A 19,595-nucleotide genomic window follows, 5' to 3' on the forward strand; every position below is an offset into this window, starting at 1 on the left:
CGGCAAACTTTTTCGAAGAAATCTTTTCAAACCCCTTCGCACTCACAGCCTCAAACCCGTTCACGCCATTCAAGCCGCCAGCACCTCTCAGGAAAACCCCCTCAGCGCCAGCCCCTCGAACAACACAACTCGTCTGCAGCGGAGCCTTCAATTATGACACGGTTTTTGACTGATGCGCAATCCCTGCGACGTTTTTGTTTCGGGCCGTGCGCTGCCGCCCTGCCCCTACCGCACGCCCGTCTACTGCCTTGCGGTTCTCACGTTCGAGGGCAGCGCCTGCGGCCAGCTGGTGCGAAATGGACTGATGTCGAGCCCGCCGCGCCGGGTGTAGCGCGCATAGACCGCCAACTTGTTCGGCTTGCAGCGCTCCCAGATATCCCGGAACATGCGCTCGGCGCAGGGCTCGTGAAACTCGTTGTGGTTGCGGAAGCTCACGATGTAAGCGAGCAAGCCCGCCTGGTCAATCTGCGGACCGCTGTAGCGGATCTGGACGCTTCCCCAGTCGGGCTGTCCCGTCACCAGGCAGTTGCTCTTGAGCAGCCGGCTGGTCAGGGTCTCACTCACGGGCGTTTGCGTGGTGTCGCTCAATAGGAGTTCGGGAGTAGGCTGGTAATGAGTGCACTCGATATCGAGGCGATCCAGATCAACCCCCTCAAGCTCACGAATCTGCTCTTTATCGAAGAGATCGGGCGCCATCAGCCTGACGCCGACCGTCGACGGTCGCTCAGCCCCGCGCCAAACCGCCTCGCCCAGATCGGCCCGCAGCCGCTCACGCACCGCCTCCGCATTGGAGAAGACGGTGCTGTTGAAGCTGTTGAGGTAGAGCTTCAACGATTTGCTCTCGATGATGTTGGGCGTCTCACAGGGGATCGTGAAATGCGCGATGGCCAACTGAGGCTTGCCGCGAGGATTCAGCCAGCTGAGTTCGAAGGCCGTCCAAAGGTCGGCGCCGAAAAAGGGCAGCGGATGCTGCGCAATCCCCATGGCCTCTCTTTGCAGCGCACGCGGGATCGGAAACAGAAGACCGGCGTCGTAGCGATCAACGTAGGCGGACGCGCGGCCCAGTTGCGATTGCTGAGGTGTGTTGAATGTGTTGTCAAGGCTCATGCGCGACTTTCGGCACTCTGCATGAAAGGGATGATGTGTTGCAGCAGGACGTCACACACCGGCGGCGGCAGGTCGTGCCCCATGCCGGGCACGGTCACCAGCCGGGCGCCGGGAATCCGGCGCGCAGTGTCCTCGCCGCATGCGATAGGCACCAGCGGATCGGCGTCACCGTGCAATACCAGCGTCGGACTTGAAATGCGCGCCAGCAAGGCATGGCGCTCGCCATCTGCGCCAATGGCCAACATCTGCCGCACGATGCCTGCCGGCCGGTAGGCGCGCCGCAGCCCACGGGCGATTCGCTCCGTAAGCGTCTTTTCATCCTGGGGGTAGGCCGGGCTGGAGATCAGTTGCGCGAGACCAAGGCTGTGCGCAACCAGCGCGGCTTGCGTCCGGCGGGCCGGGCGCCGCATCAGCGCAGCCACCACGTCTGGCCGCGGGCCCGGCAGGTGCCGCGCGCCGCTCGAACTCATGATGCTGACCAGGCTGGCCGTACGCTCCGGCGCGCCGGCCGCCACGCGCTGCGCGATCATGCCGCCCATGGAGGCACCTACGATGTGAGCCCGACAGATGCCCAGGGCATCGAGCACCCCGAGCGCATCATCGGCCATGTCCTGCACCGAATAAGCCGAGCGCACCGGCAGGCCGATGCGCTGGCGCAAGCTCTGCCAAAGCAGGTTGCCGGTACCGGCCTCATCGAAGCCCTCGCTGAGTCCGATGTCCCGGTTGTCATGGCGCACCACCCGAAACCCGGCATCGACCAATGTCCGTACGAATTCGTCCGGCCAGGCGATCAGTTGCATGCCCAGGCCCATGATCAGCAAGACCACCGGCCGGCCTTCGCCGCCGCTGTCCTCAACCTCGATCTGGATGCCGTTGGCCGTGAGCTTCATGGCGCGAGCGCCCCCACGGCCACGCGTGCGCGGACTAAGTGAACTCGCGCTCGCGCAACCATTTGGTCGCTACCCATTTCTCTCCCAGCAGCACAGGCGCGCCGCCGTGCAGCGTGCGCGTCGCGGGGTCCGGCCGGTCGTAGCTGAAGAAAACGCCGGTGCCTCGTCTGGGCGCGACCTCGAGACCGACGTCCGGAAAGGTCGTCGCGCCCCCCTGCTCCGGCTCCTGAAGGTACATCACCAGCGTCGCCACGCGCTGCCCGCCACGACGCAGGATGGTCGGTGTGCCCGGTTCGGCCGGGTCGAAGTAGTCGTAGTGCGGCCGGTATTGGGCTCCCGGCGAGTAGCGAAGGACCTGCAGGCCCTCGCCGAACTCCAGCGGCCAACGCAGCAGCGTCGCGATGCGCTGCTCCACGCGCGCGACGATAGGGTTCTCGCCGCGTTCGAAGAACATCCCGTCGCTCGTGCGATCCACGTTGAGCGCCTCGCCGCCGGTCTTCGTCTCGACGGTGAGCGAGCGCGCGAGCCGCTGGCGCGCACCCAGGATCAAGCCTTCACATTCTTCTTCGGACAGCAGGTCGCCGAACACGACGACCCGCGGGTGGATCATCGTCTGGAGCACCTGGACCCTGCGGTCGCCCGCATCGATGTAGAGGGGCGCGTTCGAGAGGTCCGGTCCGGGCATCGCCGTGCGCGCGGGCGTAGCAACTTCAGGAGGGGAGGTGGTGGCCGGCGCCGGCTCAAACTCAGCCAGCGCCTTCTGGGCAACATCCGCGTGCCAGCCCGCATCACGCATCGAAGCCTGAAGACTAGGAATGGAATGCCCGGCCGCGAGCTGAGTGACGATCCACTCGCGAAGTTCAGGACTGATGGCTTGACCCGTCACGCTGCTTTCCTCCGGAAGACGAACCGCTCCGGCGCCGATGCCTGGGCGTCGAAGACGTAACCTTCGAGATCGAATTTCTCCAGCACCTTGGGTGTGGATGCCTTGTGCACCACGGCCCAGCGCGCCATCAGGCCGCGGGCACGCTTGGCGAAGAAACTGATGACTTTGAATTGGCCATTCTTCCACTCCTCGAAGACGCATTCCACCACGCGGGCTTTCAACGCCTTTGCATCGACCGCCCGAAAGTACTCCAGCGAGGCGAGATTGACCACTACCGGCGTGCGATCCGCTGCCAAGCGCTCGTTCAGGTACTGGGCGATGCGCGCGTGCCAGAAGGCATAGAGGTCCTTGCCTTGCTTGTTGGCCAGCGGCGTGCCCATCTCGAGCCGGTAAGGCTGCAGCCGGTCCAGCGGGCGCAGCACGCCGTATAGCCCGCTGAGAATGCAGACATGCTCCTGCGCCCAGCCAAGCTGCTCGGCGCTCAGCGTTTTCGCATCGAGGCCGCCATACACGTCCCCGTTGAAGGCAAGCGCCGCCTGCTTGGCGTTGGCTGCCGTGCCCCTGGATGTCCAGGCCGCATAGCGTGCGACGTTGAGAGCCGACAGCTTGTCCGACAGGTGCATGAGCTCGGCGATGTCCTGAGGTGACTTCTGGCGCAGGATCTTGATCAGCGTGGCCGCCGGGCTTCGAGGGCCTTCGAAGTGCGGCTGCGTGGCAGGCAGGGTGTCGGACACGGGCGTTTCGTAGTCGAGGGACTTGGCCGGGGAAAGCAGAAAAAGCATCCGCGAATTATCGGCGGGGGCGCGACGCGAAGGCATGAAGGCGTATAGAGTCCGCCCTGGATTTCAATCCCTGCTCGTTTCCAGAAGGAGTCCCCAGATGATGGTTGCCTCGTCGCCCCGCACCCGAGCCTTTTTGCTTGCCGCCGCCTACGCACTGGCCGCCTGGAGCATGCCGGCCCCGACGCAGGCGGCGGCTCCCTTCGCCAAGGAAGCCGCCCCCGGCTACTACCGCATCATGGTCGGCGACTTCGAGGTCACCGCCCTGTCGGACGGCACGGTCGCCTTGCCGGTGGACCAGTTGCTGACCCGGACCAGTCCCGCCCAAGTGAAGAAGACCCTGGCGCGCTCTTACTTGCAGAGCCCGCTCGAGACTTCGGTCAACGGCTACCTCGTCAACACGGGCGAGAAGCTGGTGCTGATCGACGCTGGCGCCGCCGGCCTCTTCGGCCCCACGCTGGGCCGCCTTGCCGCCAATCTCAGGGCGGCCGGCTACCAGCCCGAGCAGGTGGACGAGGTCTACATCACACATATGCACCCCGACCACGTCGGCGGCCTGCTGGCTGACGGCAAACCAGCCTTCCCCAATGCGATTGTGCGAGCCGACAAGCACGATGCCGACTACTGGCTGAGCCAGGCCAACATGGACAAGGCACCCGCCGACTCGAAAAGCTTCTTCCAGGGCGCCATGGGCGCGCTGAATCCCTATGTCGCAGCCGGCCGCTTCAAGCCCTTCGACGGCGACACGGAACTCCTGCCGGGCGTGAAAGCCAGGGCGGCGCGCGGCCACACGGCCGGCCACAGCGTGTATTTCATCGAGAGCAAGGGCAAGAAGATGGCCTTCTGGGGCGACCTCATGCACGTGGCCGCGGTCCAGTTCGAGAACCCCTCCATCACCATCCAGTTCGACACCGACGCCAAGGCCGCCGCAGTGCAGCGCCGCAAGGCCTACACCGAAGCCGCCGCACAAGGCTACCTGGTGGCCGGCGCACACCTGTCCTTCCCGGGCATCGGCCGCCTGCGCGCCCAGGGCAACGGCTACGTCTGGCTCCCCGTGAACTACGCGCCCGGGCGCTAGCACGGGACCTGCAGGCACCGGCTGCACTCGAATAAAATCCACCGCTTCCCCACCCCTTCGAGACGGCATCCTGCGGGATGCCGTTTTCGTCTTTGGTTCTTTGCCACGCCCCCAACCGCCATGAGCGACACATTGTCCCAACCCGGCCTCCAGAGCCTGTCCAAATCCTTCGAACCCGCCGCCCTCGAGGCGCACTGGGGCCCCGAGTGGGAGCGGCGCGGCTACGCGGTCGCGGGTTACCGCGGCACCGGCACACCGAAGGCGGACACACCCTCCTTCGCCATCCAACTGCCGCCACCCAACGTGACCGGCACGCTGCACATGGGCCATGCGTTCAACCAGACGATCATGGACAGCCTGGCGCGCTACCACCGCATGAAGGGCGACAACACGCTGTGGGTGCCCGGCACCGACCATGCCGGCATCGCGACCCAGATCGTGGTCGAGCGCCAGTTGCAGGAACAGAAGATCAGCCGCCACGACCTGGGCCGCAAGAACTTCGTCGCGCGCGTGTGGGAGTGGAAGCAGAAGTCGGGCAACACCATCACCAACCAGATGCGCCGCATGGGCGACACGGTCGACTGGAGCCGCGAGTACTTCACGATGGACGAGAAACTCTCGACTGTCGTCACCGACACCTTCGTCCGCCTCTATGAGGAAGGCCTGATCTACCGCGGCAAGCGGCTGGTCAACTGGGACCCGGTGCTCAAGACCGCCGTGAGCGACCTGGAGGTGGAGAGCGAGGAGGAAGAAGGCTTTCTCTGGCACATCGCCTACCCGCTGGCGGACGGCTCGGGCGCGCTGACGGTCGCGACGACGCGGCCGGAGACCATGCTCGGCGACGTCGCCGTGATGGTCCACCCCGAAGACGAGCGCTACAAAGCGCTGATCGGCCGCCAGGTGAAGCTGCCGCTGGTGGACCGCCTGATCCCGGTCATTGCGGACGACTATGTCGACAAGGCCTTCGGGACTGGCGTGGTCAAGGTCACTCCGGCCCACGACCACAACGACTATGCGGTGGGCCAGCGCCACCAGCTGTCCATCATCGGCGTGCTGACGCTTGACGCCACGGTCAACGACAACGCCCCTGAAAAATACCGCGGTCTCGACCGCTTCAAAGCACGCGAGGCCGTGGTGGCCGACCTCCAGGCGCTGGGCCTGCTCGTCGAGACCAAGAAGCACAAGCTGATGGTGCCGCGCTGCGCGCGCACCGGCGCCGTGGTCGAGCCCATGCTGACGGACCAGTGGTTCGTCGCCATGACCAAGCCCGACGCGAAGGGCCAGTCGATCGCCCAGAAGGCCATCGACGCGGTGCGTTCCGGCGAGGTGCGCTTCGTGCCGGAGAACTGGGTCAACACCTACAACCATTGGATGGAGAACATCCAGGACTGGACCATCTCGCGCCAGCTCTGGTGGGGCCACCAGATCCCGGCCTGGTACGACGCAGAAGGCAAGGTGTATGTGGCCCGCAGCGAGTCCGAGGCGCAGGCCCAGGCGCCGGGCAAAACGCTCACGCGCGACGAGGACGTGCTCGACACCTGGTATTCGTCGGCGCTGGTGCCCTTCTCCTCGCTGGGCTGGCCCGCACAGACGCAGGACTACGACCTCTACCTGCCCTCCACCGTCCTGGTCACCGGCTACGACATCATCTTCTTCTGGGTCGCCCGGATGATCATGATGACCAAGCATTTCACCGGCCGGGTGCCTTTCAAGCACGTCTACATCCACGGCCTTGTGCGTGATTCGCACGGTCAGAAGATGAGCAAGTCGGAAGGCAACGTGCTCGACCCAGTCGACCTGATCGACGGCATCGCCCTGCCCGAGTTGCTGGACAAGCGCACCCAGGGCCTGCGCCGCCCCGAAACGGCCCCGATCGTGCGCAAGAACACGCAGAAGGAGTTCCCGGACGGCATCCCGGCCTTCGGCGCCGATGCGCTGCGCTTCACGTTTGCCTCGCTCGCTTCCCTGGGCCGCAACATCAACTTCGATTCCAAGCGCTGCGAGGGCTACCGCAACTTCTGCAACAAGCTCTGGAACGCCACCCGCTTCGTGCTGATGAACTGCGAGGGCCACGACTGCGGCCTGCGCGAACACACCAAGGCCGAGTGCGCACCGGGCGGCCCGGCTCACGGCTACCTGAAGTTCAGCCAGCCCGACCGCTGGATCGCCTCGCAGCTGCAGCGGGTCGAGGCCGAAGTGGCGAAGGGCTTCGAGGAATACCGCCTCGACAACGTGGCCAGTGCCATCTACCAATTCGCCTGGGACGAGTTCTGCGATTGGTACCTCGAGATCGCCAAGGTCCAGATCCAGCAGGGCGATGACGCGCAGCAGCGCGCCACCCGCCGCACGCTGATCCGCACGCTCGAGGCGCTGCTGCGCCTGGCGCATCCGCTCATTCCTTTCATCACCGAAGAGCTCTGGCAAAAGGTGGCCCCGGTGGCCGGCCGCGGCGGCGAGTCGGTGATGGTCGCGCCCTACCCGCAGAGCCAGCCCGAGAAGATCGACGAGGCCGCCGAGGCGCACGTGGCGCGGCTCAAGCAGCTCGTGGATGCCTGCCGCACGCTGCGCGGCGAGATGAACGTCTCGCCCGCCATGCGGCTGCCGCTCTATGCAGTGGCCGATGCGCCCGCCGGCGCCGACTTCGTGCGCGAGGCCGCGCCGGTGCTGCAGGCACTGGCCAAGCTCAAGGAGGTAAAGGTCTTCGACGACGAGGCCTCCTGGTCCGCCGCCGCCGAGGCCGCGCCGGTGGCGGTCGTGGGCGACGTGCGCCTGTGCCTGCACATGGAAATCGACAAGGCCGCGGAAAAAGCCCGCCTCGGCAAGGAAGTGACGCGGATCGAGGGCGAAATCGCCAAGGTCAACGGCAAACTCGGCAACGAGGCCTTCGTCGCCAAGGCGCCGGCCGCGGTCATCGAGCAGGAACGCAAGCGCCTGGCGGACTTCAGTGCCACCCTGGAGCGCCTGCGCGGCCAGCTTGTGCGCCTCGGCTGACACATTCCGGGCACGGAGAGCTTTAGTATTCGGGCCTGGCCTGCCGGCATACCCGTGCCGGCCCCGCCTGATCCAATTCATCCCTTTCCGACCAGAAGCCCAAGCCCATGTCCACTTCCCCCAAGCGCATCCGCAAGGCCGTGTTTCCCGTCGCCGGCTTCGGCACCCGATTCCTGCCGGCCACCAAGGCCCAGCCCAAGGAAATGCTCCCGGTGGTGGACAAGCCGCTGATCCAATATGCGGTCGAGGAAGCCTATGCGGCCGGCATCCGCGACATGATCTTTGTCACCGGCCGCAACAAGCGCGCCATCGAGGACCACTACGACACCGCCTACGAACTGGAGAGCCAGCTCGAGGCCAGCAACAAGCTGGAGCTGCTGAACATCGCGCGCTCGGTGATGCCGGAGGACATGACCTGCTCCTACGTGCGGCAACCCCGCATGCTGGGGCTGGGCCACGCGGTGCTCTGCGCCGAGCACCTGGTCGGCGACGAGCCTTTCGCCGTGCTGCTGGCCGATGACCTGATGGTCGGCCCGGCCGGCGGCGAGCCCGTGCTGGCGCAGATGACCCGCGCCTTCGGCCGCCTTGGCGGCTCGCTGCTGGCGGTGCAGGAAGTGCCGCTGGAGCACGTCAAGCGCTACGGCATCGTCGCCGGCGATGCCATCGATGACGGCCTGATCAAGGTGAACCGCATGGTCGAGAAGCCCAAGCCCGAGGACGCGCCCTCGCGCCTCGGCGTCGCGGGGCGCTACATCCTCACGCCGGGCGTGTTCAACGAGATCCGTACCCAGCCCAAGGGCGCCGGCGGCGAGATCCAGTTGACCGACGGCATCGCCGCGCTGATGAAGAAGGAATCCGTCTACGCCTACGCCTACCAGGGCGTGCGCTACGACTGCGGCAGCAAGGAAGGCTTCTTGCAGGCCAGCGTCGAGCTGGCGCTGGCGCATCCCGAGGTGGGCGCCCAGTTCCGCGCTTACCTCAAGACCCTGGAGCTTTGACCGGCCCGGCGGCCACCAACGGCTCGAGGAAGCGCAGCAGTTCCTCGTCGCTGATCGGTGTGACCGGGAGGCCGAAGGCTTCGCGCAGATGGGCCACCAGCGCCTGGGCCCATAGTGCATTCCACACCAGCCCCGGGTGCAGGTCCGTCAGGACCGCATGGCGGGGATCGTCGCCGATGGAATTCGTCACGCGCAGCGAGGGGCCGAGTTCGACTGTCCCGTAGGCCGGCTTGCCATCGGCATCGCGCGAGCCCCAGTGGGACCGGAACCAGGCCACGTCGTCGAAGAAGGCCATGCGCGCATCGCCCTCCGCCAGGCGCCGGATCGCGGCGTTGAAGCCATCCAGCGCGAGCCGGATGTTGCGGACCTCTGCCGCCGACTGCCAGCGCTCGAAGTTCGCGGGATCGTCCACCTCGTTGAAGACGCCGACCAACAGGATCCTCGTCGCCGGATGGGCCGCCCGGATCATCGCCACCGCCGCCTTGATCTCGCCCGTGCAATAGGCCACCACCTCGCGCAAGGGGGGCGCGGCGGGATCTGCCGCTTGCAGGTCCATCAGCCCGGCCCAGTTGTTGAGCCCGATGCGGATCACCACCACGCCGCGCGCCCAGCGCTCCGGGTCTTCGTTCATCAGCGCCAGGAGGCGTGGCGCCTGGCGGAAACGCCCGCCCATCAGGTTCTTGCAGGCCGCACCGGAGTTGGCGAAGTTGTAGAGGTAGTCTTCCTTGCGCGGCGCCCGACCACCCCGCAGGCCCATCCATTCGCGCGCCAGCGCCACCACGCCGGGCCGGCCCCAGCGCACCCATGGGCCCAGTTCCAGTTGCTCGCCACGCAGCCGCGCGAGCACCTCGGTCCACTGGAAGGTGCGCGAACGGTAGGCGCCGCCGCGCTCGGTCGTGTCGGCGGCAAACCAGAGGTTGTCCTGGTAGGAATGGCTGTTCGAATCGCCCAGCACCGCGAGCGGAATCGCGCCGGGCGCCGTGACGCGGGAAGAGGAAGGGTCGTTCGGCATGCCGTCGCTCCACAGGACCAGCGTGAGCGCCGCTGCTGCCAGGATCAGCGCCATGGCACCTGCGGCAAGGCGGGCGCTGCGCTTCACGGCGACACCGTCAGCGGCGACGCAGGACGTGGATGAAGTCGTCGCCGACCTTTTGCTGCTCGACCAGGTCGTTGCCGGTCTGGCGGGCAAAAGCCTGGAAGTCGCGCACCGAGCCCGGGTCGGTAGAGACCACCTTGAGCAACTGCCCGCTCTGCATCTCGTTGAGGGACTTCTTGGCCTTCAGGATGGGCAGCGGACAGTTGAGTCCGCGCGTGTCGATTTCTTTGTGGATGTCCATGGGGTTCCTTCTGCCGGCGGCCGATTCTAGGAGGCGGCCGGCACCGTGCCCGCAGCGGGATCCACCGGGCGCGGCAATTCCATGAACTGCGGCTCGTGACCGCGCGTGCGCAGCCAGTCGGCCAGCGCATAGCCGGTGCCGGCCGGCCAGCAGCGCAGCTGGGGCAGGTCGTAGAGCCGGTAATCGACCAGTTCGGGCGACAGCCGCACCTCACCATCGGCCACCGCGTGATAGGCGATGATCACCTGGTTCATGCGCTGGAAGTCGTAGACGCCGACCAGGTTCAGCGCGCTGGCATCGAGGTTGGTCTCTTCCTTGATCTCGCGCGCGATGCCTTCCTGCGGCGTCTCTCCGGCCTCCATGAAGCCGGTGATCAGCGCATACATCTTGTGGGACCAGGCGGCATTTCGCGCCAGCAGCACCTGGCCGCGGTACTCGATGATCGCGGCCAGCACCGGAGTCGGATTGTTCCAGTGGGTCCAGCCGCAGGCCGGGCACCGCAGGCGCGTTTTGGGGCCTCCATCCTCGGCCAGTTCGATGCGCGCCAGCGGCGTGGCGCAAGTGGTGCAGAACTTCGGGACGTTCATGGCGCTCAAGCGGGGAAGACGCCGGTCGACAGGTAACGGTCGCCGCGGTCGCAGACCACGAACACGATGGTCGCGTTCTCCACCGTCCTGGCGATCTCGAGCGCGACCCACAAGGCACCGGCCGATGAGATGCCGGCGAAGATGCCCTCCTCGCGCGCCAGCCGGCGGCACATCTCCTCCGCATGGTCCTGGCTCACGTGCACCAGCTGGTCGACACGGCTGGGTTCGTAAATCTTCGGCAGGTACTCTTGCGGCCACTTGCGGATGCCAGGGATGCGCGAGCCCTCCTCGGGCTGCGCGCCGATGATGCGCACCGCGGAGTTCTTTTCCTTCAGGAAGCGGGACACGCCGGTGATGGTGCCCGTGGTCCCCATCGCGCTCACGAAGTGGGTGATGCGCCCGCCGGTATCCGCCCAGATCTCGGGCCCGGTGGTCTCGTAGTGGATACGCGGGTTGTCGGCGTTGGCGAACTGGTCGAGCACACGGCCCTTGCCCTGCGCGACCATCTGGTCGGCCAGGTCTCGCGCGTACTCCATGCCGCCGCTCTTGGGGGTGAGTACGAGTTCGGCACCGAAGGCCTTCATGGTCTGCGCCCGCTCGACCGACAGGTCCTCCGGCATGATCAGCACCATGCGGTAGCCCCTGATGGCGGCCGCCATCGCGAGCGCGATGCCGGTGTTGCCCGAGGTCGCCTCGATCAAGGTGTCGCCGGGCCTGATCTCGCCGCGCTCCTCGGCGCGCTTGATCATCGACAGTGCCGGCCGGTCCTTCACCGACCCCGCGGGGTTGTTGCCCTCCAGCTTGGCCAGGATGACGTTGCCGCGCTTCTCGTTCTCTGCCGCATCGATGCGCTGGAGCGCCGCCAGCGGCGTTTTGCCGATCGCGTCCTCGATCGTCGGATAGTTCGGGTTTGCCATGGCAGGCACTGTGCCATAATTTTGGGCTTCCTTCCTTCCCCCGCCCGGGTGGTGAAATTGGTAGACGCAGGGGACTCAAAATCCCCCGCCGCAAGGCGTGCCGGTTCGATTCCGGCCCCGGGCACCAGGGCGCAGCCTGCGCAGGCCTGCACCGCCCTTTTTCCATTTCCTGGAACACCTTGTTACTGCTGCAGAGCCATCCTGCGCTCGGCCGCCAGCGCTTTGGGCTACGCTCGCCTTGTAAGAAAAAACCTACAAGAGGAGCCCGCGTGCCACGACTGATCATGATGGTCAGCGCCAGCCAAACCAAGCAGTTGGCGCTGGACAAGGAGACCACCATCGGCCGCGCCAGCGGCGCCGACGTGGTCATCGATTCGGACCAGGTCAGCCGCATGCACGCGCAGATCACCGTCGGCCCCGCCTTCGTGACGATCAAGGACCTGGGGAGCCGCAACGGCACTTTCGTCAACGGCGAGCGGATCGACAGCCAAGTCCTCGCGCATGGCGACAACATCCGCATCGGCGCTTGCGAGATGCGATTCCTGGCGACGGACCAGGAATACACGAAGGTCGAAGCTTTGCGGCTGATGACCATTCCCGGCCTGCTCGTGGACCTCGAAATGCTGAACGCTCCTGCAAAGCCCGACCGGAATCCGCGTCTGACGTAGCGCCCGGCTCGCTCGCGGGATTCGACCCGCAGCGGCAGTGCGTCATCCGACGCCGGTCTTCGCACGTTGGCCGTGTTTCCCATGTCCGCTCTCCCCCAGCTCTCCTTGCCGCAGGCCACGGCGCAGGACGTCTTGCAAGGCCCCTCTCGTCCTGACCTGTTGCGCGAAGAGGAGGTACTCGCCGACCTGTTCGAGGCTACGGCCATCCAGCGTCCCGAACATCCCGCCCTCGTCTTCGGCGAGCGCACGCTCTGCTACCGCGAACTCGACGCGCTCGCCAACCTCGCCGCCTCGCGCCTGATCGAAGCCGGCGTACGCCCCGGCCAGATCGTCGGTCTATGGCTGCCGCGCGGCATCGAGCTGATCGCGATGCAACTGGCCATCGCCAAGACCGGCGCGGCCTGGCTGCCCTTCGACCTCGACACGCCGGTGGAGCGCATCGGCATCTGCCTGGACGACGCCGGCGCGGCCGGCCTGCTCACCGGCGACGAACTGGCACCACGCCTGACCAGCCTCGGTCGCACGGCCTGGACGGCGGAGGCATTGCTCGCGCCTGCGCCCGGACGGGCGCTGCGCCGCCGCAAGGGCGCCAAGCCCGCGCATCCGGCCTACGTGATCTACACCTCGGGGTCCACCGGCAAGCCCAAGGGCATTGCCATCACCCAGCGCAGCATCTGCCACTTCCTGCGCAGCGAGAACGCGGTGCTCGGCGTGTGCAGCGAGGACCGGGTGTACCAGGGCTTCTCGGTTGCCTTCGACATGAGCTTCGAGGAGATCTGGATCAGCTGGCTGGCCGGCGCGACCCTGTGGATCGCGCCGAAGGAGATCGCCGCCAACCCCGAGGCACTGCCCGCCGCGCTCAAGACCGCGCGCATCACCGTCCTGCATGCGGTGCCGACGCTGCTGGCCTTGTTCAGCGAGGACGTGCCCGGACTGCGCATCGTGAACCTCGGCGGAGAGGCCTGTCCCGACACGCTGGCCGCGCGCTGGGCCCGCCCCGGTCGGCAGGTCTTCAACACCTATGGTCCCACCGAGGCTACGGTCTCCGCCAGCCTGGCCGAATTGCGCGCGGGGGAACCCGTCACCATCGGCCGGCCGCTGCCCAACTACGCGCTGCTCGTGGTTGACGCACAGTCCGAGCAGGGGCTGTCCCTGCTGCCGCGCGGCGAAACCGGCGAGCTGTGCATCACGGGCCCCGGCGTGGCCGCCGGTTACCTCGGACGGCCCGAACTCACGGCGCAAAAGTTTCTCCCCAACCCCTGGGCCACCGGCGAACACGACCAGCGCCTCTACCGCACCGGCGACCTCGCGCGCATCGATGCCGCCGGCCGCGTGCAGTGCCTGGGCCGCGTGGACGACCAGGTCAAGATCCGCGGCTTCCGCGTGGAACTCGGCGAGATCGAGGCCGCGCTCGCGCAACAGCCAGGCGTCGGCACCGCGGCCGTGCTGCTGCGCGCCGAGGAAGGCATCGACCAACTGGTGGCCTACATCGTGGCCGATGCGCCGCTGTCGACCACGGCGCTGCGCGAGGCGCTGGGTGCGCGGCTGCCGCCCTACATGCTGCCCGCGCGTGTCGAGATGCTCGACGCCATGCCGCGCCTGACCTCGGGCAAGATCGATCGCAAGGCGCTCAAGGCGCGTCCGCTGACCATCACCGAAGCCGAGGACTCCGACCGCCCACAGGGCGCCGCCGAGCACGCTCTCTTCGCGGCGCTGGCCTGGATGTTCCCGGGCCTGGCGATCCGGCGCGACGCCGATTTCTTCTCCGATCTCGGAGGCCATTCGCTGCTCGCCGCGCGCCTGGCCTCGGCCCTGCGGTCGGACCCGCGCTTCGCGCACGCCACGGTGCGCGACATCTACCAGCATCGGGTGATCGGCCGCATCGCATCGGCCCTGGAGCGGGACCACGCCCCGGCCCAGGAGACGCCCGACTGGACGCCGCCCTCCGCCCTGCGCCGCTTTCGCTGCGGCCTGGCGCAGGCCGCGGCCATCCCGCTCCTGGTGACGCTGCGCATGATGCAGTGGCTCGCGCCCTTCTTCACTTACCACTTCTATACCGGCGGGCCGGGCGATTCGATCCCTTACGCGATCGGGATGTCGGTGGCGATGTTCGTGCTGGCGACGCTCTTCGAGTTCGCGCTGGCCATCGCGGCCAAGTGGCTGGTGGCGGGGCGACTCGCGCCGGGGCGCTACCCACTGTGGGGCCTGGTCTACTACCGCTGGTGGCTGGCCGACCGGCTGATCGATGCCGCGCCCACCTACCTGCTCAGCGGCTCGTCGCTGCATGCGTGGTGGTGGCGTGCGCTGGGCGCGCGCATCGGCGACGACGTGGTGATCGGCTCGCTCAAGCTGCGCGCGCCCGAGCTGCTCGTGCTCGGCGACCGCGTGAGCGTGGGCAACGCGGTCAACTTCGAGAACGCGCGCGTCGAGCACGGCGAACTGGTGCTGGGCCGCATCGACATCGCGGCCGATGCGCACGTGGGCTCCTACGCCGTGCTCGAAGGCGGCACACGCATCGGCGCGTGGGGCCACCTGGACGGCCAGTCGGCGCTGCGCGCGGGCCAGTCGGTGCCAGAACGCAGACTGTGGATCGGTTCGCCCGCACGTGACGGGGGCGCCTTCGACCCGGCCTCGCTGCCGGCCCGCCCACCGGCGAGCGCCGCGCGGCGCAGTGCGGAGACCGTCTTCTTCGCCATCGGCGCGGCGCTGGTCTCCGTGCTGTTCTTTCTGCCGGTGTTCCCCGGCTTTCTGCTGATCGACGTTCTCGACGACACCGAGCGCTTCCCATGGCTGGAAGTCAGCTCCACGGCGCTGCAACTGGTGAAGTACTTCGTCTTGGCGCTCCCCGCCAGCGCCGTGATGGTGCTGCTGACGGTGCTGGCCGCCGCCGCTCTGCGCTGGGGTCTGATGCCGCGCCTCACGCCCGGCAGTTGGCCGGTGCACAGCCGCGTCTATTGCATCAAGTGGCTGGTCAACCAGATCCAGGAGGGCAGCCTGAACGTGCTGCACGGACTCTATGCGACCGTGTTCGCGTCGACCTGGTACCGGTTGCTCGGCGCCCGTGTGGGCCGCGATGCCGAGATCTCCACCGCCCTGGGCGTGGTGCCCGACATGCTCACCCTCGGCGACGAGACCTTCGTCGCCGACGCCGTGCTGCTGGGCGACGAGCAGATCGACGGCGGCTGGATGACGATGCAGCCCACCGAGGTCTCGCGCCGCAGCTTCATCGGCAACGGCGCCTACGTGCCCGACGGCACCGCGCTGCCGGAGAACGTGCTGATCGGCGTGCTCTCGCGCGTGCCCGACCGCCACGCGATACGCAGCGGCGACACCTGGGCCGGCTCCCCCGCGCTGCACCTGCCCGCGCGCGAGACGGTCAAGGGGCATCCCGAATCACTGACTTACCGCCCCTCGGCGCTGCGCCGGCTCGGGCGCGCACTGGTCGAAGGCTATCGCATCGTTGCGCCGCATGCGATCGTGATCGCGGCCGGCTACAGCATCGTGCTCGCGGTGATGCCCGCAGCCGCGGCTGGCCAGTGGGGCTGGGTGGCCTGGGACCTGATGGTCGACGGGTTGATCTTCGGCCTGGGCACCTTCGTCTTCGTTCTGCTGTTCAAGTGGCTGCTGCTGGGCCGCTACCGGCCGCGCGAGGCGCCCATGTGGACGCCCTTCGTCTGGCTCTCCGAGGCCGCGACCAACCTCTACGAAGGCATCGCCGTGCCTAATTTCATGCACTACCTGCGCGGCACGCCCTGGCTGCCCACGGCCCTGCGCCTGCTGGGCTGCCGCATCGGCCGCGGCGTGTACCTCGACACCACCGACATCACCGAGTTCGACTGCGTACACATCGGCGCGCACAGCGAGCTCGGCGCGCAGAGCTGCCCGCAAACTCACCTCTTTGAGGACCGCGTGATGAAGATCGACCACGTGCGAATCGGCGAGCGGGTGACCATCGGGCCGCGCAGCATCGTGCTCTACGGCGCGCAAGTGGAGGACCGGGCGCAACTCGGTCCGCTGACGCTGGTGATGAAGGGCGAGCGGATCCCGGCGGCGCGCGCCTGGACCGGCAACCCGGCCATGGCCTCTGCGGCCGGCTGAGCACCGCGCCGCGTCCGGCGGCGGCTTTTGCAGGCCGTCGGCCGCCTGCGGCCCGCCACTGGGGGACGGCCGCCACGCTGCGCAGCTCAGGCCTTGGCCTGCGACTCGAGCCGGCGGTTCGCGTCCAGCGCGTAGAGCACCGCCTTCTCGTCCTTCGGGTCGGCCAGGGGCAGCTGGGACGAGCCATAGAGCTCGCGCTCCAGGCGCTTGGCCCGCTCGCCATACATGCGCGCCAGCGCGCCATGGTGCTCCGCGGCGGCCTGGTGTTCGATGCGCGCCAGCTGCGCCTCCTCGAGCAAGGTCATCACGCGGCGCAGGTGCCCGTTTCGGTTGGGCTGGAAAAAGCTGAACATCGGATCCTCCTTCGCGAAGCCAACAGAACTCTTTGTAGCTTCAGACCCCCTTGCGGCGCTGTAGGTACAAGCGCTCTTGCAAACACAATGTCACGCAATAGTTCTCACTTTCGACGCAAAAAATGGCTCCCGGCCCGCCGCGGGCCTGCGGCACGCAGGCCCGATGTCACTCGCTGCGGCGTCGTGCCTCTGTCAGCGGAGATCGACGACTCCTGCGTGGATGAATGCGGACAGGCGCCGCGCCGCCGCACCGACGAGGCGGCGCGCCGCCGGCCGCTGGCTCGCACTTCCCCGCAGGCCTATACCCAGGACCATCGGAGGCACGCCATGGACAAGATCATCCTGGACTCAGCGAGCGACGGCAGAGGCTATGAATGCCTGGGGCTCAACGGTTCGCGCATCCTCACCCGCAGCCACTCGGAGGCCTGCTTCTGGCACTCGCTGGGCTACGTGGTGCTCCACTATTCGCATTGGGCGGCCTGACGCGCAGGGGAGAGCCGACATGTTCATCGTCATGAGAACCGTGCCCCGCGCGCAAGACGCACGCCTTGTGATCGCCTGCATCCGTGCATGCATCTGGGCCGCCGTCGAAGGACGGCCCTTCTGTCCGCTCATGCGGGACGACTGAAGCACCAGCCGGCCATCCCGGCCAGCGCGCTCGTGGACTCCCTCTCGGCGCGGCAGCGCTCACCGCGTACGCCATCGCGCGAAGGAAGGGGTGGGAAAAGGCATTCGTCATTCACGGCAGGCGCCGGGCGGCAGCAGGCCGGTGACCACCGTCGGATGGCGCAGGCGTACGCGCAACTCGCGCTTCATGCGTGTGTTGTCCAGGCGACGCGACTCGCTCATGAAGCTCATCTGCAGCAAGGGCAGGCGGGCCTTCGCCTCCTCTCGCGTGATGCGCGGCGGTCGCGGCATGCCGTAGAGGTCGGCCGCGAAGTCGATGTAGTCGCCGATCTTGAGTTCGGTGTCGTCGCTCACGTGGAACATGCGTTGCGGGCCGCCGCGGAACAGCGCGCTGACGCATGCGCGCGCGAGGTCGTCGGCATGGATGTGGCTGGTGTAGACGTCGTCCTCGGCGCGCAGCACCGGCGTGCCCTTGTTCAGCCGCTCGCGCGGCGTGCCCCCCTCGCGATCGGGCGCGTAGATGCCGGGGATGCGCAGAATGCGCGTGGCCACGCCGGACCGGCCCAGCCAGCGCACGGCGCGCTCGGCATCGACGCGGCGATGCGCCCGCGGGGTGCCGGGACGGACGGCGCGGGTCTCGTCGATGCGCGCGCCGCCGCAGTCGCCATAGACGCCGGTGGTGGAACCGTAGACCAGCGCACCCGGCAGGCTGCGAAGGCGCAGGGCCCGCACCAGTCCGAGCGTGCGTGGATCGCGCCACCCGCGGGGGCCTTCGGTGCGCGGCGGTGCCGCGAGATGCAGCACGCGCGTGGCCAGGCCCGACAGGCGGCGCAGCGACGCCGGGATGTCCAGATCGCCCACGATCGGCGTGAGGCCGGCCTGCCGCAGCGCAGGCACGCGATCGGGCGAGGAGGTCAGCGCCAGCAGTCGCACGCGGCCGCGCAGCGCACGCGCCGCGCGCAGGCCCACGTCGCCGCAGCCGACCACGAGCACCCGCTCGCGGCGGAAGCGCGAAGGCCGGCTGCCGGACAGGCTGTTGAATGAGGGCAAAATTGTTCCTTCTGCTGAACCTGAACGAGAGACGAAGAATACCCATGACGAGCGCAACGCCGGATGAGGCGGGCTTTCACATCACGGTCGAGCCGAGCGGGCGGCATTTCGTCGCGCATGCCGACGAGACCATTCTCGCGGCGGGCATCCGCCAGGGCATCGGCCTCCCCTATGGCTGCAAGGATGGCGCCTGCGGCTCCTGCAAGTGCAAGAAGCTGTCGGGCGAGGTCACGCTGCGCGTGCACCAGAGCAAGGCGCTCAGCGCCGAGGACGAGCAGGCCGGCTATGTGCTGACCTGCTGCGCGCTGGCCCGCAGCGACGTGGTGCTCGAGTCGCGCCAGGTTACCGATGCCAATGCCTTCCCGGTCCGCAAGATGCCGGTGCGCGTGCAGTCCATCTCGCGCAAGTCGCACGACGTGGTGATGCTGCGCCTGCAACTGCCGGCCGGCGAGCCGCTGCAGTTCCACGCGGGGCAGTACGTCGAATTCATCCTGCGCGACGGTTCACGGCGCAGCTACTCGATGGCCAACGCGCCGCACACGCTGGGTGAGCCGGGCACGGGCATCGAGCTGCACATCCGGCACATGCCCGGCGGCAAGTTCACCGACCACGTATTCGGCGCGATGAAGGAAAAAGAGATCCTTCGCATCGAAGGACCCTATGGCAGCTTCTTCCTGCGCGAGGATTCCGACAAGCCGCTGGTCCTGCTGGCCTCGGGCACGGGCTTCGCGCCGATCAAGGCCCTGCTGGAGCACATGAAGTTCAAGGCCATCGACCGGCCCACGACCCTGTACTGGGGCGGGCGCCGGCCGGAGGACCTGTACATGGACGGCTGGGTGCGCGCCGCCATGGCGGAGATGCCGAACCTGCGCTACGTGCCCGTGGTCTCGAACGCCGTGCCCGAGGACGACTGGCTCGGCCGCACGGGCTTCGTGCACCTGGCGGTGATGGAAGACTTCGCGGACCTCTCGGGCCACCAGGTATATGCCTGCGGCGCGCCCATCGTGGTCGAGTCGGCAAAGCGCGATTACGTGGCTCAACGCGGGCTGCCTGAAGACGAGTTCTTCGCGGACGCTTTCACGACCGAAGCCGACAAGGCCTTGCCCTGAGGTGAAACGGCCCGCACGAGGCGGGCCGTCTTCAGGTCTTCGAACCGGTCAGTTCGATCAGGGCACGTTCGCCGTGCGGATGTTGAAGGGCCGGCCCTCCACCGCATAGGCGCCGCCGAA

17 protein-coding genes and 1 tRNA gene are annotated in these 19,595 nt (G+C 67.6%); 8 read left to right on the forward strand and 10 right to left on the reverse strand.

Annotated elements, in window-relative coordinates:
• Positions 1 to 240 precede the first annotated feature (240 nt).
• Genes queF through yaaA form a run of 4 tightly spaced genes read right to left on the reverse strand, consistent with a single transcriptional unit; the run spans position 241 to position 3,665 of the window.
• A complete protein-coding gene (queF, locus tag ABEA07_RS15595; RefSeq protein ID WP_345538953.1) occupies positions 241 to 1,107 on the reverse strand; it encodes an NADPH-dependent 7-cyano-7-deazaguanine reductase QueF in 867 nt (288 codons plus the stop codon).
• Positions 1,104 to 1,997 carry an alpha/beta fold hydrolase gene (locus tag ABEA07_RS15600; protein ID WP_345538954.1) on the reverse strand — a complete coding sequence of 298 codons (894 nt, stop codon included), beginning with the start codon at positions 1,995 to 1,997 and terminating at the stop codon, positions 1,104 to 1,106. Before ABEA07_RS15600 ends, queF begins: the two co-directional genes overlap by 4 nt.
• Positions 1,998 to 2,031: 34 nt before the next feature.
• Entirely contained in the window at positions 2,032 to 2,883 is an 852-nt protein-coding gene (locus ABEA07_RS15605; RefSeq protein WP_345538956.1) for a 2OG-Fe(II) oxygenase, read from the reverse strand.
• Positions 2,880 to 3,665 (reverse strand): peroxide stress protein YaaA, encoded by a 786-nt coding sequence (gene yaaA / locus ABEA07_RS15610; protein ID WP_345538957.1) that lies wholly within the window; start codon positions 3,663 to 3,665, stop codon positions 2,880 to 2,882. The genes ABEA07_RS15605 and yaaA overlap by 4 nt, the downstream gene beginning before the upstream one ends.
• 97 nt (positions 3,666 to 3,762) lie before the next feature.
• Between yaaA and ABEA07_RS15615 the strand changes: the two genes are divergently transcribed.
• The 3 genes from ABEA07_RS15615 (at position 3,763) to galU (ending at position 8,729) form a co-directional block, all read left to right on the forward strand.
• On the forward strand, positions 3,763 to 4,740 hold the full coding sequence (locus tag ABEA07_RS15615) for an MBL fold metallo-hydrolase (protein WP_425584140.1): 978 nt from the start codon (positions 3,763 to 3,765) through the stop codon (positions 4,738 to 4,740).
• A gap of 120 nt (positions 4,741 to 4,860) precedes the next feature.
• Entirely contained in the window at positions 4,861 to 7,731 is a 2,871-nt protein-coding gene (locus ABEA07_RS15620) for a valine--tRNA ligase (RefSeq protein ID WP_345538958.1), read from the forward strand.
• Positions 7,732 to 7,838: 107 nt separating this feature from the next.
• Complete coding sequence (gene galU / locus ABEA07_RS15625; RefSeq protein ID WP_345538960.1) at positions 7,839 to 8,729, forward strand: UTP--glucose-1-phosphate uridylyltransferase GalU; 891 nt, start codon at positions 7,839 to 7,841, stop codon at positions 8,727 to 8,729.
• On the opposite strand, the gene ABEA07_RS15630 is transcribed toward galU, so the two are convergent.
• Genes ABEA07_RS15630 through cysM form a run of 4 tightly spaced genes read right to left on the reverse strand, consistent with a single transcriptional unit; the run spans position 8,710 to position 11,570 of the window.
• Positions 8,710 to 9,828 (reverse strand): SGNH/GDSL hydrolase family protein, encoded by a 1,119-nt coding sequence (locus ABEA07_RS15630; RefSeq protein ID WP_345538961.1) that lies wholly within the window; start codon positions 9,826 to 9,828, stop codon positions 8,710 to 8,712. The two genes, galU and ABEA07_RS15630, sit on opposite strands and share 20 nt — an antisense overlap.
• A gap of 10 nt (positions 9,829 to 9,838) precedes the next feature.
• The gene (locus ABEA07_RS15635) at positions 9,839 to 10,066 is read right to left on the reverse strand and encodes a sulfurtransferase TusA family protein (protein ID WP_345538963.1); all 228 of its coding nucleotides are present in this window, start codon (positions 10,064 to 10,066) and stop codon (positions 9,839 to 9,841) included.
• A 26-nt stretch (positions 10,067 to 10,092) separates the two neighbouring features.
• Positions 10,093 to 10,653: an NUDIX domain-containing protein gene (locus ABEA07_RS15640; protein WP_345538964.1), complete on the reverse strand. Its 561-nt coding sequence runs from the start codon at positions 10,651 to 10,653 to the stop codon at positions 10,093 to 10,095.
• 5 nt (positions 10,654 to 10,658) lie between these two features.
• Positions 10,659 to 11,570 (reverse strand): cysteine synthase CysM, encoded by a 912-nt coding sequence (gene cysM / locus ABEA07_RS15645; protein ID WP_345538965.1) that lies wholly within the window; start codon positions 11,568 to 11,570, stop codon positions 10,659 to 10,661.
• Between the two features lie 42 nt (positions 11,571 to 11,612).
• Here cysM and ABEA07_RS15650 point away from each other — a divergent pair.
• The 3 genes from ABEA07_RS15650 (at position 11,613) to ABEA07_RS15660 (ending at position 16,336) form a co-directional block, all read left to right on the forward strand.
• A tRNA-Leu gene (locus ABEA07_RS15650) sits at positions 11,613 to 11,697 on the forward strand.
• A gap of 142 nt (positions 11,698 to 11,839) precedes the next feature.
• Entirely contained in the window at positions 11,840 to 12,238 is a 399-nt protein-coding gene (locus tag ABEA07_RS15655) for an FHA domain-containing protein (protein WP_345538966.1), read from the forward strand.
• 81 nt (positions 12,239 to 12,319) lie between these two features.
• Positions 12,320 to 16,336: a Pls/PosA family non-ribosomal peptide synthetase gene (locus ABEA07_RS15660; RefSeq protein WP_345538967.1), complete on the forward strand. Its 4,017-nt coding sequence runs from the start codon at positions 12,320 to 12,322 to the stop codon at positions 16,334 to 16,336.
• Positions 16,337 to 16,422: 86 nt separating this feature from the next.
• On the opposite strand, the gene ABEA07_RS15665 is transcribed toward ABEA07_RS15660, so the two are convergent.
• Positions 16,423 to 16,689: a hypothetical protein gene (locus ABEA07_RS15665; RefSeq protein WP_345538968.1), complete on the reverse strand. Its 267-nt coding sequence runs from the start codon at positions 16,687 to 16,689 to the stop codon at positions 16,423 to 16,425.
• Between the two features lie 327 nt (positions 16,690 to 17,016).
• On the opposite strand from ABEA07_RS15665, the gene ABEA07_RS15670 reads away from it, so the two are divergent.
• Entirely contained in the window at positions 17,017 to 17,172 is a 156-nt protein-coding gene (locus ABEA07_RS15670; protein WP_345538970.1) for a hypothetical protein, read from the forward strand.
• 252 nt (positions 17,173 to 17,424) lie between these two features.
• On the opposite strand, the gene ABEA07_RS15675 is transcribed toward ABEA07_RS15670, so the two are convergent.
• Positions 17,425 to 18,366, reverse strand: a complete 942-nt coding sequence (locus tag ABEA07_RS15675) for an SDR family oxidoreductase (RefSeq protein ID WP_345538972.1) — start codon at positions 18,364 to 18,366, stop codon at positions 17,425 to 17,427.
• Between the two features lie 44 nt (positions 18,367 to 18,410).
• Here ABEA07_RS15675 and ABEA07_RS15680 point away from each other — a divergent pair, with 44 nt between their 5' ends.
• On the forward strand, positions 18,411 to 19,475 hold the full coding sequence (locus ABEA07_RS15680) for a CDP-6-deoxy-delta-3,4-glucoseen reductase (RefSeq protein WP_345538974.1): 1,065 nt from the start codon (positions 18,411 to 18,413) through the stop codon (positions 19,473 to 19,475).
• Positions 19,476 to 19,595: the final 120 nt, after the last annotated feature.

The sequence above is a fragment of the Variovorax defluvii genome, from assembly GCF_039541515.1.
GTDB lineage: Bacteria > Pseudomonadota > Gammaproteobacteria > Burkholderiales > Burkholderiaceae_C > Variovorax > Variovorax defluvii.

Coding starts and splice junctions, on each gene's coding strand:
- ABEA07_RS15635 (WP_345538963.1), bottom strand. CDS start 10,066: ATGGACATCCACAAAGAAATCGACACGCGCGGACTCAACTGTCCGCTG.
- ABEA07_RS15680 (WP_345538974.1), top strand. CDS start 18,411: ATGACGAGCGCAACGCCGGATGAGGCGGGCTTTCACATCACGGTCGAG.
- ABEA07_RS15660 (WP_345538967.1), top strand. CDS start 12,320: ATGTCCGCTCTCCCCCAGCTCTCCTTGCCGCAGGCCACGGCGCAGGAC.
- ABEA07_RS15600 (WP_345538954.1), bottom strand. CDS start 1,997: ATGAAGCTCACGGCCAACGGCATCCAGATCGAGGTTGAGGACAGCGGC.
- ABEA07_RS15615 (WP_425584140.1), top strand. CDS start 3,763: ATGATGGTTGCCTCGTCGCCCCGCACCCGAGCCTTTTTGCTTGCCGCC.
- galU (WP_345538960.1), top strand. CDS start 7,839: ATGTCCACTTCCCCCAAGCGCATCCGCAAGGCCGTGTTTCCCGTCGCC.
- ABEA07_RS15670 (WP_345538970.1), top strand. CDS start 17,017: ATGGACAAGATCATCCTGGACTCAGCGAGCGACGGCAGAGGCTATGAA.
- yaaA (WP_345538957.1), bottom strand. CDS start 3,665: ATGCTTTTTCTGCTTTCCCCGGCCAAGTCCCTCGACTACGAAACGCCC.
- cysM (WP_345538965.1), bottom strand. CDS start 11,570: ATGGCAAACCCGAACTATCCGACGATCGAGGACGCGATCGGCAAAACG.
- ABEA07_RS15665 (WP_345538968.1), bottom strand. CDS start 16,689: ATGTTCAGCTTTTTCCAGCCCAACCGAAACGGGCACCTGCGCCGCGTG.
- ABEA07_RS15640 (WP_345538964.1), bottom strand. CDS start 10,653: ATGAACGTCCCGAAGTTCTGCACCACTTGCGCCACGCCGCTGGCGCGC.
- queF (WP_345538953.1), bottom strand. CDS start 1,107: ATGAGCCTTGACAACACATTCAACACACCTCAGCAATCGCAACTGGGC.
- ABEA07_RS15620 (WP_345538958.1), top strand. CDS start 4,861: ATGAGCGACACATTGTCCCAACCCGGCCTCCAGAGCCTGTCCAAATCC.